A 14,104-nucleotide genomic window follows, 5' to 3' on the forward strand; every position below is an offset into this window, starting at 1 on the left:
TTGTTAAACGCCCCCATTGCGCACCACTACGGTTTAGGCGGGGTTTGGTTCCACAAAGCACACGACATGATCCTCTCCACTGACGTTTGCCAGCTGCATATCCGCAACAAGACCCAAGGAGCGCCCCGCAAAGTACGGCCACGGGTTCACGTTTCGGTTCAGGGGCTAATAGAGCCGCTAGCATGGCGACGACGCTCACGCGTGTCTCGGGGGCTCGCTGACCGCAGCCTCTGACCGCCCGAGTGGGAGCCTTCACTATTGAAGGGAGGGGCTTTCACCGCCGAAGGGCGATATCCATCGCCTTTTCCAGGTCGTCATCAAAGAAAGGCTTAGCCAAGCGGGTGGCAGTTGTCTGTGAGTCGGATGGAAGTTCGGCATAGCCCGTGGCTAGAATCGCAGGAAGATGGGGGCGCTCAGCCCTAGCCAGTTCTATGAGCTCGGCCCCTGTCATGCCTGGCATCGCGTGATCCGTTATCAGCAAGTCCAGCTTCGCTTCACCCTTCAAGATCTCAAGCGCCCGCGTGCCAGAGCTTGCCTCCAACACCGCATGGCCCAGATCCTCCAGCATTGCGACCGTGTTCATCAGGACAAGCGGGTCATCGTCGACAGCCAAGATTGATATCGCATGCCGGTTTGACGTGTCTGGTGGTGGCGTCTGGGCCTTTTCGACCTGAGGCTGAGATGCCATAGCCGCGGGAAGCCAAATCTCAACCGTCGTCCCGGCGCCGAGTTGACTGTGAACGACAAGGCGGCCTCCTGACTGCTCTGCAAACCCCTGCGCCATCGCGAGACCCAAACCCGTCCCTTTGCCGACGCCTTTAGTTGTAAAGAAGGGCTCAGTCGCCCGTGCCAACGTTTCAGCGTCCATGCCTTGGCCCACGTCTTTCACCGAGAAACGGACATAGCGGCCTGCTTTGAGCCTGTGAGGATTGAAAACGTCCAACTCCTCCGCCTCAGCGCTAATGACGAGTGGCCCGCCAGAGGGCATCGCATCTCGCGCATTGACCGCAAGATTCAAAAGCACCGACTCCAGCTGGTTGGGATCAGTCACGACGCTGGGAAGCGACAGGGGAAATTGGGTCAAAACAGGGATAGACGGACCGATAGCCCGTTCAAGCATATCCGTCATGCCACGCACGAGTTCAGGAACAGAGACCGTTTGTTGATCAAGCTCTTGGCGACGTGCAAATGCCAACATTCGCTGGGTTAGCGAAGAGCCCCTCTCCGCAGCGTGCAAAGCGTTGTCCAAAAGCGACACCAGTTTCGGATCGTTGGATAGGCGCCTCCGTATCATCGAGAGGCTGCTCTGGATCACCATCAAAAGATTGTTGAAGTCGTGCGCGACCCCACCGGTGAGCTGACCTATGGCTTCCAGCTTTTGGATTTGGAAGAGTTGTTCGCGGGTTTGCTCCAGCTCTTTCTGAGCCTTGCTGCGTTCGGTCACATCGCGGGTGATTTTGGCAAAGCCAATCAGTTCCCCGCTGTCATTTCGGATTGCATCGATGATCACATGGGCGAGAAACGTCGTTCCGTCCTTGCGCAAACGCCAAGCTTCCCGTTCGAAGCGACCTTCCTTGGCGGCGATCGCAAGGCTCTCTTTCGGAAGTCCAGCTTTTCGGTCAGCCTCAAGATAGAAGCGCGAAAAATGTTCGCCCAGAATCTCGTCGGCCTTGTAGCCTTTGATCCGCTCCGCCCCCAGGTTCCAGCTGGTTACAAATCCCTTCGGATCCAACATGTAAATGGCGTAATCGGCTACGCTCTGAACCAAAATTCGAAACTGTTCTTCGCTGCTTTTCAGTGCCTGTTGAGCGCTTTGTCTTTCAGTCAAGTCGCGGGTGATTTTGGCAAATCCGACCACTGAGCCGTCGGCGCCACGCACGGGATCGATAACCACGTGCGTCCAATACTCCGTGCCGTCCTTGCGAACGCGCCACCCTTCGGCCTCGAACCGTCCCTCGACCGCGGCCGTTTTCAGCGCACGCTCGGGCAACCCTGAGGCTCTGTCCCCATGCCTGTAGAAGACCGAGAAATGTTGGCCGATGATCTCGACTGCGCTGTACCCCATAGATTTTTGCGCGCCCGGGCTCCAGCTGCCGACGATCCCGTTTGCATCCAGAAGGTACACTGCATAATCGGTAATAGAATCGATGAGCACGCGATAGCGGTCCTCAACAGGAAGCGATGAGGTTGGCTGCTCGATTGACAATTTTTGCAAAGTTCCTGCTCCCGTAACAGGTAGAAACGCCAGCACAAACCCTTGGTTCCGCTCTCTCAAGGGTGGCCTATCTTTTGATAGGTTTGGCCGCCGTCGGAAGGTTCGCCATACATCTCGGCGATACCCCAAGCGATGGCCACGAGCGCGCCCAACAAGACGCCCATAACAGGCCGCCCCAATGCGCCCAGGTGGTCTGGAATGTCGTTCGTCTAAAACGCACCTTGGGAGGGGGATGCCCGTGCGTGCTGTCAATGAGGTGGGACCTGCCGGTCAAATACAAAAAAGGGCCGTCGGTGGTCGCGAAAGGAATCAGCTTTGCCGGGGAACGAGATCCTAGGGCAGAAGTTAACCGGCATCGCGGATACGGCAAGGGAGTAAAAAATGGGATTCTTTGGCAAATACTTCTCCGGCCTCGGCCGTAAAAAGCCTGACGACAAGCAACAGAGCGGCGACATGCGCAAGGCTACGGGTGCTGGCACGGCTCTCGCTGCGCATTCAAAGGACGCCACGAGTTCGGCGGCCACGGGACAGAACCCGGCGGCGGCAAAGAAGAAATCGGACACCTGAGCTTGGAGAGCGTCAGGCCCACCTGCGAGAGGATCTTCCGGTGGGAACGTCGCGACGCGACACGAGTTGTGAGCGAACGCATTCAATCGCTGGAGGACACCTGATGGCCAAGCGTCGAGAGCAAGACACCGATCTCACCCCCGCCGAGGCGACGGCTCGTATCTGGGAGCTCGCCAAGCAGATCGATGTCTGCATGTTCGTCACATGGGACGGCGAGTACAACCGAGCTCGGCCGCTTTCTGCGCGCGTGCACCGCGACGAAAACGCGATCTATTTCCTCGTCAATGACGACAGCGCGAAGACCAGGCAGCTGTCGAACTATCCGAAGGTGACGTTGGCCTGGAGTGACAGCAGCCACTACAAATACGTCACCATATCTGGTCCGGCTGCGGTGACCAATGACAGGGGAAAAATTGGCGAGCTGTGGGAAAAGACCGACGCGGCATGGTGGGACAATGCCGATGATCCCGAGATCCGTCTGATAACTGTGAAGCCGGACGAAGGCGAATTGTGGGACAGCCCCGGTCTGGTTGTCGCGACCGCAAAGATGGCCTTGGCTGCCGTGACCGGCGCAAAGCCGAATATCGGCGAAAACGCAAAAGTCGACCTCTGAGTCCTTCTGCATTGCGGAGAAAACAAATGACCAATCCCGCGACCAAATACACCAGCGAGCCGTTCAAGGAGCAGCGCCAACAATGGCCGGCTCTTCAGCGCGACATGGATCCCGTTCCTGACTGCGGTCAGACAAGCTATCGAGGCTCAAACCGGCTGGCTGGCCGCAAGGCTCTGGTTACCAGCGGCGACTCAGGAATCGGACGCGCCGCGGTAATTGCCTTCGCGCGCGAAGGCGCCGATGTGGCGATCAATTACTTCCCCAGCGAAGAGCCGGACGCGCAAGATGTGGCGGACCTGATCCGCGCGGAGGGCCGCAAGGCCATCCTCATCCCGAGAGACCTGACAGACCAAAAATTCTGCATTGAACTGGTCGAGACGGCCCATCGAGAACTCGGCGGCATCGACATTCTGGTCAACAACGCGGCCTATCAGCAGTCAAAGGCTTCCATTGCGGACATCAGCTTCGAGCAGTTTGACCGCACCTTGAAAACCAATCTCTACGCAATGTTCTGGATTACGAAGACCGCCTTGCCGCTGATGAAGCCAGGCGCGGCTATCATCAACACCGCCTCTGTCAACTCATTCAACCCTGGAGAGGAATTGCTCGACTACGCCACGACGAAAGGCGGCATCGCAATCTTCACGAAAGGCCTGGCAAAGCAGGTCGCCAAACGGGGCATACGCGTCAACGCCGTCGCGCCTGGGCCGGTGTGGACGCCATTGCAGGTTGCGGGTGGACAGTTGCCGGGGACATTGCACGAATTCGGGCAAGACACCCCCATCGGTCGCGCTGGCCAGCCGGCGGAACTGGCACCCCTTTTCGTCCTCCTTGCCTCGGGTGAAATCACTTACACCGATGGAAGCGTCTTTGGCGCCAACGGGGGTACGGGCGTCATATGAGGTTGCATTGCCAACCCTTGTCTCTAAACGCGGCCATTCGGAACAAAACGCAGTCTCACCTATTGATGCGTAGCATTCAGTGGGTGACGACAGATGGCGGATAACACAGCACCGGCAGATAGAGGGCATAGAGGGCCGAAGACATTCCTGGGGCGCCTGACCCGGGTTTCCGTGCCCCGTCACGAACTGGAATTCATCAGCAAAGTGGGCCGCCTCAATCGCGAGGAGGCTGTTGCTCTTTTGCACAAGCATATGGGCGATCGCGAGGCCGTCTTCCGGGAGCTGGCATCGCGTCGCAAGGTCTGACCCTCGGAGGACAGCATGGACGATGATTTAAGACAGAGACTGATCGACCACAGCGCCCGCATGCGCACCAGGGCAGCCGAGTTGGCGCTGCCTGACGGCAACAGCGATATCTCCGCACTGATGTCGGGCATTGCATTGACGCTCGAAGCCATGCTGGTCATAGCCGAAGAGACCAAGACGCCACGATCCGGACCAACGGTATACCCCTCCGAACGCCCCTAAAATTAGCCCTGACAGGATGAGGAGGAGTCTGTGGTCCGACTGACTCGCGAACAATGCCGTGCGGCGAGAGGGTTGCTGGACTGGCCACAGGTCAGGCTGGGCGCGAAGTCGAATGTAAGTGAGGGAACAGTTCGTGATTTCGAGAACGGCAAGCGCGTCCCCACTGTCGACAAGCTGATCGCAATGCAATCGGCGTTGGAAGCGGCAGGCGTCGCCTTACTGGGCGATGGCGAGACATCGGAGGGCGGACCAGGAGTTCGGCTCAGGGAGCTACCTGCCTCGCGACCGGTCATTCGAGATGGTGAAGCCGGCATCATCGACAACAGCGAAATGTAAGGATCCGGCGACACGCGACCGCCTTCATCGGGCCTGCTGACGATCGGCGACATTCATGGCCGAGTATCCTTTCCATCGGTCGGCGACGCCTGACTTGGATTTTGACCATCTGACTGGTGCGTCTTGTCATCGACGTCGTTTACAGGACGCGTCAGCCCAATCCCGTCTTTAGGCTTCTTGTTGCCAGCCGCGTCCTGCGAGAACGCGTCCGAAGGGTCCGGGCCGGTCCGGGCCGGATATTTCCTTGCTCCGGTTTCGCGATGGTTTTCGTTGTCGGGCATTGTGATCCTCCTGGCTGATGGATCGATAACCACGCCAGGCGCCAAGGAGTTCCGCGCCTCATGGAACATTCCTCCCGGCCGGTCGTTGGCCAGCAAAGGAGATCGTTGGAATGGCCAGCATCAAAAACCTCAACAAGGCGATCATCAAGGAACCTGAAAGCGCCGGCGCCGAGATCGAACGCAAGAATCCGGGCGACAATGATACCGGCGAAGCTGCGGTTGCCGCCAAGACGGTGAGTGCCCCGAACGGGAAGGCAAGCTCATCTGCCGATCCATTCTCAAACAGGCGCAGCGATGCACGGCCGGTAAGCGGCAAGACACCGCGCCCAACCGAGAAGCCCGGAGAATAGTGATGCCGCCCAAACCAGAGCCGACTGACGACCCGCCGGTAGACGCACCAACCTGGACGCCGGACGTGCATGAACCTGATCCCGATCTTCTTCCAGATGAGCTGCCCGTCCCAAACCCCGATGAAAACCGTGACCCACCAAAGCGAGCTATGACATGACCGGCGATGGCATACACACTGGTGGTTGCCTTTGCGGGGCGGTTCGCTTCTCGGTCAAAGGCGCTCCGCTTCGCGCCGGTCTCTGTCACTGCCAGGATTGTCGGCGCATGAGCGGCAGCGCTTTCAATTTTTTCGGCGTCTGGTCGAGATCTGATTATGACGGAGCGGGAGAGCTCAAGACATTTGAAGGCCGGAGCTTCTGCTCTGTTTGCGGATCCCGTGTCGCATCGCTACGCGATGACGAGGCGGAGATCATGCTCGGCGCTCTCGACCTTGCTCCCAGCGATATCATCCCGGGCTACGAACTCTGGACCGGGCGGCGGGAGCCGTGGCTGATGGACCTGCCATGGGCCGAACAGTATCAACACGATCGCGAGCCGCGCACCATCGATGCTGCGCCAATCGAACCTGACATTCCAGCGCCGGCGCAACAGCCTGAGACTTAGCGTCGTCCTAAGCGGTTGCGGCGGCGCCCTGAGCAGGGACCCGTTTTTCGAGGGGCGACCGGGAGAGGGTTCATGTTTTCAATATTTGCTCGAACGTACACTGCTGTGGGCTCTTGTCAGGGCGCCACCGCATAAGTTTTGTACCATGCCGAAATCGATCGCCCGTGACGTGGTCGAAGCGGACCTCCACTACGAGTTCTGGACGAACGGGCTCCCACTGTCCGCTCCTCTCCGTGCTCCACCGGCTCGGGCCGCCGGGGGCTTTGCCGGTAAATCCCGGAGGTGATCGCAGCGCTTCGAGTTCCCGTGTCAGCTTTGAACGATCTTCCCGGGCGATCGTCGATGTAAATCCCACGTGGTCGAGTTTGCCTTGGTCGTTGTAGAGGCCAAGCAGCAAGGAGCCGACCTCGCGAGAATTGGCCAGATAGCGGAACCCGCCGACCACACAATCGGCGGTGCGCAGCCGCTTGACCTTGACCATGGCGCGCTCGCCGGGCCGATATTCGTCGTTGAGAAGCTTGGCGACAACGCCATCCGTTGAACCCTGACCGGATTCGCTGAGCCACTTCATTGCAGCCGCCAAACTCTTGGTACAGCGCGACAGCTCAAGTCCGCTTTCCGGTTCTGCCCTGATTAAGGCTTCCAGCGCCGCGCGTCGTGCCGACAGCGGTTGATCTATCAAGCTGGCATCGACACTCGCCAGCATGTCGAAGAGGATTAATTTGGCCGGTGTCTCGGCCGACAGTTTCCGAATCCTGCTTTCCGCTGGGTGCAGCCGCATCTGCAGTGCGTCAAACGAAAGGGAGCCGTCGACTTCGATTGTGATCTCACCATCGACCACAAATGCTTGCGCATTCAGGTCGCGCAACATCGCAACTACCTCAGGAAAGTATCGGCCAAGTGGCTTGCCGGATTTCGCCCTTAATTCCACCTCGTCGCCGGCTTTGAACGCCAGGCAGCGAAACCCGTCCCATTTGGGTTCGTACTGCCATTGGCTGCTGTCATCAGGCAGCGCGTCCGCCGACTTTGCCTCCATGGGTTCAGTGTCCAACGGAAGGCCAAAGGACGGTTTCACAAGCGTCGATGTCATGCGGCCAGCTTTGCTGAACCCAGCCGCTTGATGGCGATGGCGATCGACCGTTCGCCATCGTCATAGTCGGTCCAGGCGACGGTCTTTTTCAGGAGGCCGGGCACGGTTCGGACCGTGTATTTCTTCGGATCGAGGTCCGCCTTCACCTGCCCCCATGTCAGCGGCATGGAGACGGTCGCGCCTTCCCTTGCCCGCGGCGACAGCGGCGCAACGGCCGTCGCCATGCGATCGTTTCGGAGGTAGTCGAGAAAGATGCGTGACGTCCGCAGCTTCTTGGCCATGTTGACAAGGTAGAGATCGGGTCGCTCAGCCGCCATCTGCATGCAGACAGCTTTGGCGAAGGCTTTGGCCTCGGGCCATGTCGTCTTGTTACGCTGGCCGGCCAAAGGTGTGACGACATGCAAGCCTTTGCCGCCCGTCGTCTTGCAAAAACTCACCAGGCCCAGGTCTTCGAGGCGATCGCGCATTTCCTTGGCTGCAGTCACCACCTCGGCAAAGGAGACTTCAGGACCAGGGTCCAGATCGAAGACGAGCCGGCCGGGCACCTCCGGATGACCGGGCTGGCAATTCCAGGGATGCAGCTCAAGGCCGCCTATTTGGGCGATCGCTGCCAGACCCTCAACGCGGTCAATCTGCAGATATGGCTTGTGGTCGCCGAAGACTTTCACCAGTTCCAGCAGATTGGACGTGCCCGGCATCGCATGGCGCTGGAAGAACTGCTCGCCCGCGTAGCCATCAGGGGCTCGCACAAGCGAACAGGGGCGCCCTTTGAGATGTTTGATCATCCAAGGCCCCACGGCCGCAAAGTATTCTGCAAGATCGAGCTTGGTGACAGCCTTCCCGTCGCCCGCATTCGGCCACAGCGGCTTGTCGGGTTTGGAAATGAGGACGCCCATGACCACTGGGCTTTTCCCCGTTTTGCCAGTCACCTTGGCGGGGTTGGCAATCTCCGTCTCCTGGGGATCGGCCGGGCGCTCGGCCTCAACCTCTTTAGCCGGCTTGTCTTCGCGCAGGCCCTTGAAGACTGCCTGCCTGACATTGCCGCCACCGGTCCAGCCGGCGAACTCGATTTCCGCAACCAGCTCAGGCTTGGCCCAGAACACGGCCGCATCTTTTTTCGGTGCGCCATCGCCGGTGAATGGCGACTTCGCAGCCTTCATCTCCTTTAGCCTTGGCAGCAGCTGCTTGACCTTCGCCTCGCTGTAGCCGGTCCCGACACGGCCGATATAGGCGAAATGCTCGCCGCGGTTGACACCGACCAGCAAAGACCGGAACTTGCCGTTAGTCGTCGACCAGCCGCCGATGACCACCTCGTGCCCAGCGCGGCATTTCGATTTTGCCCAAGTGTCGGTCCTTCCCGAGACATAGGTTGCATCAGCCTTTTTGGAGATGATGCCTTCAAGCGCAAGTCGGCAGGCGGACTGTAGCACCGCGTCGCCGCCGTTGGTGAAATGCTCGACATAGCGGATGAGATTTTCGTCGCCGCGGTCGACCTCGCCGAGCATCTCCCTGAGCCGCTCCTTGCGCTCAGTGAGAGGCAGTTTTCGCAGATCAACGCCGTTTGCGAAGAGCAGATCAAAAGCGAAGAAAATCAGATCCTTTGTCCGGCGTTCCGAGAGCGCAGCTTGCATTGCGGCAAAATCGGGTGCCCCGTTTTCGCCAAGCGCCACGATCTCGCCGTCGACGATGACGTTGGGAAGGCTTGCAGCCTCGTTCGCGATAGCGCCGAATTTCTCCGTCCAGTCCAGGCCCTTCCGCGTCCTCAGCGTGGCAGCGCCATCTTCGACACGCATCTGGACGCGATAGCCATCGAATTTGATTTCGTGGACCCAGTTCGAGCTGGCCGGCGGCCGGGAGAGCGTCGCGCAAAGTTGTGGCGCGATGAATTCGGGCATCGTCACTGCCGATGCCCGAACGGCTCGCTTTGGAGGTTGAGACGGTTTTGAAGCTTTGGCGGAACGCTCGTCGGCAGCATGACCGCGATTGCTGTCCCACACGGCATCTGCATCGGCCACCGAGGTGCCTTGCAGCATGAAGGGCTTGGGTCCGGCGCCCTTGCCCGCGGCGATCTTATCCATGCTTCGCCCTGAGGCGACAGATCGGTCCTGCGCCAGCACCGCGTCGCCATTGCCATCTGTCGCGTATTTGTCGCGGTGTTTGATCAAAAGCCAGTTGGTTCGCTTCCCGCCATTGCGGTAATGTTTCATCCGCACCAGGACGAAACTGCCGTGCAGGCGCTTGCCGTCGAGCGTGAACTTCAGATCGCCTTTTTCCAGAGCCTGTTCCGGCGACAGTGCGCCTTCCGGCTCCCAATAGCCGCGATCCCAAAGCTGCACGGTGCCGCCGCCATACTGGCCCTTGGGGATCGTGCCTTCGAAGTCGCCATAGTCCAGCGGATGGTCTTCGACCTCGACCGCCAGGCGCTTGTCCTGGGGATCCAGTGATGGACCTTTCGTGACGGCCCACGATTTGAAGACACCTCCGAGCTCCAGGCGCAGGTCGTAGTGCAGACGGGTGGCATCGTGTTTCTGGATCACAAACCGAAGCCGGTCCGAACTCGAGATCGACGTCTCTCCGCTGGGCTCATTTGTCTGCGAAAAATCCCGCTTAGCCCGGTAGGTTGAAAGCTCGCCCTTGCTCATGAAAGTGCCCCGGCTGATCACGCAACGCGCGACTCAACGCCGAGGAGGTCATTCGGTTCATCTCTTGAACAGAAAGCGATGATCGTGTTGCGTGACGGCGCACGTGAGCGCGCACGCCCGCTGCCGGCCGGGTTTCCTCATGGATGGTATGCCTTGAAGCAACCTCAACATTTCAATCGGCAAAAGTGTGCACGCAGCGGAAGAAGCGGTCCGCGAAACGCCCGCGTCAACGATCGAACCACCCCCTAGGGGGTATCCGGTTATCTAGGCTAGGCGGTAGAATACCGCATTCGGCCGAAGCGCGTGCAGCCGCAATTCAAACGTTGACCCTCGCGCGCGCGCTTGCGCGTGCGCCTACTGCGCGAGCGCGCAAATCTGTATTAGCGATAACCGGTAGACTTGGCAGCCGTTGCGGCATATCAATCACCCAGAGATCGGGCATCCTCACGCGTCTGAGGGCACTGGCGGTATGTAGAGTCGACTGGCACAGGTCTTGGTAAGCCCCGAGGGGCAAAAGTGATTTTGTTGTCAGCACCAGGCGGGCTACGTTGCGTCATCCACGAGTGGAGATGACGATGAAAACACTCCTCGCAATAGCCACAATGTTAGGCCTGTCCGTATTCGCCGCCTATGCTGATTGCCCATATCACGAGAAGGTACACGCATCGGTCGACTCGCAGAAAACAGCCAGCGTCGACAAGGTCGATATGTCGAACGCTGCGGACACTCAACCAATAAAGAAAGAAGTGCCGCCAAAGACGGAATAACGGCGTGCTACCGATCCCACGCCCCTGTGCGTATGCTCCGGAAGTGACGTAACATTCTCTGTCGCTGACTAGTAGAGTCTGAAATGGGCCGACTTCAGACGGACGGCTTTTGGCTAGGTCGCTTAGAAAGCCGCCGCGGGCATATTAGGGCCAGCGGCGCTCAGAGTAGCCCGCACTGATGCGGCTGACCTGTTCCGCACTCATCGCTAGTATGGCCGAGAAGACCTCGTGCCTGATCTGGTTCAGGCCATCATTGGGCGCCAGTACGGAAACAATGGGTGCGTTCGGGAACTCGCCGTCACCGGGGAACTTGCGATCATAGCAACTTGCCTTGACGGGTACACTAGGCTGCAGTTCAAGCGGCCCGTCGTAGATGGCCCGAATGGATCCAGTGCCGCGAAATTGTTCTCGACACCCAAGGTCGGATTTGCTCCCGACGAAGTGCCAGACGTCGAAAACCATTCAACCGCGCCTGCATCAAGATGATCTTTCAGGCCATCGACAGGCTTGCATGAGGCGTTCGTTTAACCTCTCGTAACGTCGGCTCAATAGAAATTGGGAGCGCCGCCAACATGCTTGTAGACTTCTGCGACATTACCTGCGGTCACTGCTACCCCCGGCAGCACAATCCACGGCGGCACAGCATTGCCGGTCAGCCCGACAATCGCGGCCGTTGCAGCGATCTCGCCCTGTTCGAAAGGCCGTTGCGCGGCAACACCCTTGACGATCGTTCCTTCAAGAAGGGCCTCAGCGATAGCGCTACCGAGATCCACCGTGGTCATTACCGGAATCCGTGAGCGGCCAGAAAAAGCTGGCAGCGATGCGACTGCTGGCTCGTCCCAGACGACAAACAGTCCATCCAGATCAGGATTGGCATCGAGGTAGAGACCAACCGCGGTGCCGGCATTTGCTGGCACTTCGAATTTCAGCTGCGTCATTGTGATGTCCGGGCGCTCGTGCCGCATCCACTTGCCGAATGCGATCTCGCGCTGCGCCGTCGCGAAGAAGTCGACATTGTAGGCAGCCACGCAGACTGTGCCGTTCTGCCGAATGTGCGGCGAAATTAGACTGGCGGCGATCTGGCCAAGGCCGAAATTGTCCGACGATATGACGCTTACATAGTCGGTCTCTTGAAGGAGGCCGGAAGGCGCGTTGTCGAGTAGGACGAGCTTGATCCCGGCGACCGCCAGTTTGCGGAAAGCTGCAGCCACGGCCGTGCTTCCGACGGGGATGCTGATCACGGCATCGGGCTTCGATTGCACCAGCCGTTCGATCGCCGCGATCTGGGTGGCCGCGTCGTAGCCGCAATCGACGATGTCGACGACGACGGCGCCCGCCTGCTCCAACCCGGCCTTGATGCCCGCGATCTGACGCTGCGCCCAGTCCGAAGCGGTCGTGTGCAGCACGATCGCCACGCGGAAGGCTCGTGCCCTAGCGCGCTCCAGCATCTCGGCAGACGGGCGCAGCAATTCGGGAGATGCCGGCCGTTCGCCATGTGGCCCCAGACCTGCAACCGGTGGACGCGCGACGGACGAAACCGGCAACGCACATCCAGGTGGCATTGCTGCATCAGCTCTCTGCATCCCGTTGTCCCTCCCGCCCGCCACCTCTGCGGGGCAGCTTTATTGGATCAAACCTACCGCAGGGGTCTGGGTTTGCAAGCGCCACGGCTGACCGCGGCGACTTCGCGACGGCCGGTCGGGCGGGCTCCACGCTCAACCCCCTGTCATCGCCGTCTTCTCGGCAACGGCCAACAAATCGGTAACACCGGCGTGGGCAAGCGGCGTGCCAGATACGATCCATTCGCTGAGGAACGCTGGTGCGAAAAGTTCAGTCACGGCGACGGTTGCGGCGCCGACAAGTCCAGCCGACCGCCCCATGCGCGAATGGACAATACTGATATCGCGGCTGATGAGCGGCTGCGCGTGCCGGTAGATACCCTCGCGGATCGCCGCCAGGCAGATTTCCCCCGTTTGGGACAGTTCGCCGCCGAGAACGATCATCGACGGGTTGAGCATATTGGCCAGCGTCGCCAGGACGGTCCCGATCAGCCGTCCGGACTGCGCCAGCAGGTCGGCCGAGAACGGGTCGCCGAGGCGGGCCGCCGTGCCAATGTCGGCCGCAGTCACAGTTCCGGTCGCGGCGAGCGTTTCGCCGAGAAGGCGGCTTCGCCCCTCATGTGCCGCGCGTAGGCCGGCCTGAGCGATGGCATCGCAGCCGGCGACGGTTTGCAGGCAGCCAACATTGCCGCAACCGCAGATGCGCTTGTGCGGCTCGCCGGCGTAAACATGCCCTATCTGTCCTGCTATGCCTTGCGCGCCACGATGCAGGCGCCCGTCGACGACGATGCCGGCGGTGATATCCGAGCCAAGGTCGACGTAGAGCATGTCGCGGCTGGCCTCTGCTGACAAGGCGCTTAATTCACCCATCGTTTCCATCTGCACGGCGCCCCGCACCCAGACTGGCGCTTGGAAACGATGTATCAGTCGTTCCAGAAGTTTCGCCTCGTCCCAAGCAGGCATCGCGCTGAGCTTAGGGATCGCCGGGCTTTTCGAGTCCTTCTGCTCGACCGCGCCCGGCGCTCCCAGACCAATCGCCCACACCGGAGCACCATCCTTGCCGAGCGACCAGTTGAACAGCGCCTCGAGCCGATCGAACAGTGCCTGCGCTGGGGAAGCGGCGTCGAAATCCTCGTAGTGCTCAAGGATGAGCCGCCCGTCCAGATCGGCGAGACCAAGGCCGATGGTGTCGCCGTCGATGTTGGCAACCAGAATGCGCGCGGCCTCCGATCGGAACCGCACCAGACGCGGCGCGCGCCCGCCTATGGAGCGCCCGACACCGCCTTCATCGACAAGGCCGAAGGCAGCAAGCGTCGACAGCCGGTCCGTGACCACGGCGCGGCCGAGCCGGGCCTCTCGTTCGAGGTCTAGACGCGTGCAAGGTTCACTGGAGCGCAGAATGTTAAGAAGCGAAACAAGACTCTGGCGTTCGGCTTCAAGGGCCCTCACGCGGTCGGCCGCCGCTGGAGAACCCGTCTCCCCGGATCGATCTGCAACCGCAACTGCGGTGCCTCCCAAACCAGTCCTTGCCACGGCCGATTGCTCCTTCTTGTCCACCATGGACGAGCGTTTTCGGAAGACGCAATGCCTATTTTGTCGCTGACACAGAAAACTTAATTGACTTTTGCATTTTATCAACTAAAGATGCGT

At 59.9% G+C, this 14,104-nt stretch carries 15 protein-coding genes and 1 pseudogene; 9 read left to right on the forward strand and 7 right to left on the reverse strand.

The window, feature by feature from the left end; genetic code table 11:
* Positions 1-274 precede the first annotated feature (274 nt).
* Positions 275-2,215, reverse strand: coding sequence for a PAS domain S-box protein (locus AB4Z43_RS05355; RefSeq protein ID WP_441936311.1), 1,941 nt, complete (start codon positions 2,213-2,215; stop codon positions 275-277).
* A 381-nt stretch (positions 2,216-2,596) separates the two neighbouring features.
* Here AB4Z43_RS05355 and AB4Z43_RS05360 point away from each other — a divergent pair, with 381 nt between their 5' ends.
* From AB4Z43_RS05360 to AB4Z43_RS05385, 6 genes are all read left to right on the forward strand, one after another.
* Positions 2,597-2,782, forward strand: a complete 186-nt coding sequence (locus AB4Z43_RS05360) for a hypothetical protein (RefSeq protein WP_441936313.1) — start codon at positions 2,597-2,599, stop codon at positions 2,780-2,782.
* Between the two features lie 103 nt (positions 2,783-2,885).
* Positions 2,886-3,395: a pyridoxamine 5'-phosphate oxidase family protein gene (locus AB4Z43_RS05365; RefSeq protein ID WP_441936315.1), complete on the forward strand. Its 510-nt coding sequence runs from the start codon at positions 2,886-2,888 to the stop codon at positions 3,393-3,395.
* A 26-nt stretch (positions 3,396-3,421) separates the two neighbouring features.
* A complete protein-coding gene (locus tag AB4Z43_RS05370) occupies positions 3,422-4,297 on the forward strand; it encodes an SDR family oxidoreductase (RefSeq protein ID WP_441936317.1) in 876 nt (291 codons plus the stop codon).
* Between the two features lie 93 nt (positions 4,298-4,390).
* On the forward strand, positions 4,391-4,603 hold the full coding sequence (locus AB4Z43_RS05375; RefSeq protein WP_441936319.1) for a hypothetical protein: 213 nt from the start codon (positions 4,391-4,393) through the stop codon (positions 4,601-4,603).
* A gap of 15 nt (positions 4,604-4,618) precedes the next feature.
* Positions 4,619-4,825: a hypothetical protein gene (locus AB4Z43_RS05380; RefSeq protein ID WP_441936321.1), complete on the forward strand. Its 207-nt coding sequence runs from the start codon at positions 4,619-4,621 to the stop codon at positions 4,823-4,825.
* 30 nt (positions 4,826-4,855) lie between these two features.
* The gene (locus AB4Z43_RS05385; RefSeq protein ID WP_441936323.1) at positions 4,856-5,161 is read left to right on the forward strand and encodes a helix-turn-helix domain-containing protein; all 306 of its coding nucleotides are present in this window, start codon (positions 4,856-4,858) and stop codon (positions 5,159-5,161) included.
* 53 nt (positions 5,162-5,214) lie between these two features.
* Here AB4Z43_RS05385 and AB4Z43_RS05390 read toward each other — a convergent pair whose 3' ends face one another.
* The gene (locus tag AB4Z43_RS05390; protein WP_441936325.1) at positions 5,215-5,442 is read right to left on the reverse strand and encodes a hypothetical protein; all 228 of its coding nucleotides are present in this window, start codon (positions 5,440-5,442) and stop codon (positions 5,215-5,217) included.
* Positions 5,443-5,552: 110 nt separating this feature from the next.
* On the opposite strand from AB4Z43_RS05390, the gene AB4Z43_RS05395 reads away from it, so the two are divergent.
* The gene (locus AB4Z43_RS05395) at positions 5,553-5,792 is read left to right on the forward strand and encodes a hypothetical protein (RefSeq protein ID WP_441936327.1); all 240 of its coding nucleotides are present in this window, start codon (positions 5,553-5,555) and stop codon (positions 5,790-5,792) included.
* A gap of 154 nt (positions 5,793-5,946) precedes the next feature.
* Positions 5,947-6,321, forward strand: a pseudogene (locus AB4Z43_RS05400) (GFA family protein); the annotation flags it as partial.
* Positions 6,322-6,466: 145 nt separating this feature from the next.
* Here the strand turns inward: AB4Z43_RS05400 and AB4Z43_RS05405 are convergent.
* Together AB4Z43_RS05405 and ligD are read right to left on the reverse strand one after the other, a co-directional pair.
* Positions 6,467-7,486, reverse strand: a complete 1,020-nt coding sequence (locus AB4Z43_RS05405; protein ID WP_441936329.1) for an ATP-dependent DNA ligase — start codon at positions 7,484-7,486, stop codon at positions 6,467-6,469.
* Positions 7,483-10,128 carry a DNA ligase D gene (gene ligD / locus AB4Z43_RS05410; RefSeq protein WP_441936331.1) on the reverse strand — a complete coding sequence of 882 codons (2,646 nt, stop codon included), beginning with the start codon at positions 10,126-10,128 and terminating at the stop codon, positions 7,483-7,485. The genes AB4Z43_RS05405 and ligD overlap by 4 nt, the downstream gene beginning before the upstream one ends.
* A gap of 575 nt (positions 10,129-10,703) precedes the next feature.
* Between ligD and AB4Z43_RS05415 the strand changes: the two genes are divergently transcribed.
* Positions 10,704-10,895, forward strand: coding sequence for a hypothetical protein (locus AB4Z43_RS05415; RefSeq protein WP_441936333.1), 192 nt, complete (start codon positions 10,704-10,706; stop codon positions 10,893-10,895).
* A 144-nt stretch (positions 10,896-11,039) separates the two neighbouring features.
* Here the strand turns inward: AB4Z43_RS05415 and AB4Z43_RS05420 are convergent, their stop codons facing one another.
* The 3 genes from AB4Z43_RS05420 to AB4Z43_RS05430 form a co-directional block, all read right to left on the reverse strand.
* Positions 11,040-11,357 (reverse strand): hypothetical protein, encoded by a 318-nt coding sequence (locus tag AB4Z43_RS05420; RefSeq protein ID WP_441936335.1) that lies wholly within the window; start codon positions 11,355-11,357, stop codon positions 11,040-11,042.
* Positions 11,358-11,440: 83 nt separating this feature from the next.
* Entirely contained in the window at positions 11,441-12,310 is an 870-nt protein-coding gene (locus AB4Z43_RS05425) for a substrate-binding domain-containing protein (RefSeq protein WP_441936337.1), read from the reverse strand.
* A gap of 300 nt (positions 12,311-12,610) precedes the next feature.
* A complete protein-coding gene (locus AB4Z43_RS05430) occupies positions 12,611-14,014 on the reverse strand; it encodes an ROK family protein (protein WP_441936338.1) in 1,404 nt (467 codons plus the stop codon).
* Positions 14,015-14,104 lie beyond the last annotated feature (90 nt).

Origin of the sequence: Mesorhizobium sp. 2RAF45 (genome assembly GCF_052115225.1) — a bacterium.
Classification (GTDB): Bacteria; Pseudomonadota; Alphaproteobacteria; order Rhizobiales; family Rhizobiaceae; genus Mesorhizobium; species Mesorhizobium jarvisii.

Coding starts and splice junctions, on each gene's coding strand:
- AB4Z43_RS05360 (WP_441936313.1), top strand. CDS start 2,597: ATGGGATTCTTTGGCAAATACTTCTCCGGCCTCGGCCGTAAAAAGCCT.
- AB4Z43_RS05365 (WP_441936315.1), top strand. CDS start 2,886: ATGGCCAAGCGTCGAGAGCAAGACACCGATCTCACCCCCGCCGAGGCG.
- AB4Z43_RS05370 (WP_441936317.1), top strand. CDS start 3,422: ATGACCAATCCCGCGACCAAATACACCAGCGAGCCGTTCAAGGAGCAG.
- AB4Z43_RS05375 (WP_441936319.1), top strand. CDS start 4,391: ATGGCGGATAACACAGCACCGGCAGATAGAGGGCATAGAGGGCCGAAG.
- AB4Z43_RS05380 (WP_441936321.1), top strand. CDS start 4,619: ATGGACGATGATTTAAGACAGAGACTGATCGACCACAGCGCCCGCATG.
- AB4Z43_RS05390 (WP_441936325.1), bottom strand. CDS start 5,442: ATGCCCGACAACGAAAACCATCGCGAAACCGGAGCAAGGAAATATCCG.
- AB4Z43_RS05395 (WP_441936327.1), top strand. CDS start 5,553: ATGGCCAGCATCAAAAACCTCAACAAGGCGATCATCAAGGAACCTGAA.
- AB4Z43_RS05405 (WP_441936329.1), bottom strand. CDS start 7,486: ATGACATCGACGCTTGTGAAACCGTCCTTTGGCCTTCCGTTGGACACT.
- ligD (WP_441936331.1), bottom strand. CDS start 10,128: ATGAGCAAGGGCGAGCTTTCAACCTACCGGGCTAAGCGGGATTTTTCG.
- AB4Z43_RS05415 (WP_441936333.1), top strand. CDS start 10,704: ATGAAAACACTCCTCGCAATAGCCACAATGTTAGGCCTGTCCGTATTC.
- AB4Z43_RS05420 (WP_441936335.1), bottom strand. CDS start 11,357: ATGGTTTTCGACGTCTGGCACTTCGTCGGGAGCAAATCCGACCTTGGG.
- AB4Z43_RS05430 (WP_441936338.1), bottom strand. CDS start 14,014: ATGGTGGACAAGAAGGAGCAATCGGCCGTGGCAAGGACTGGTTTGGGA.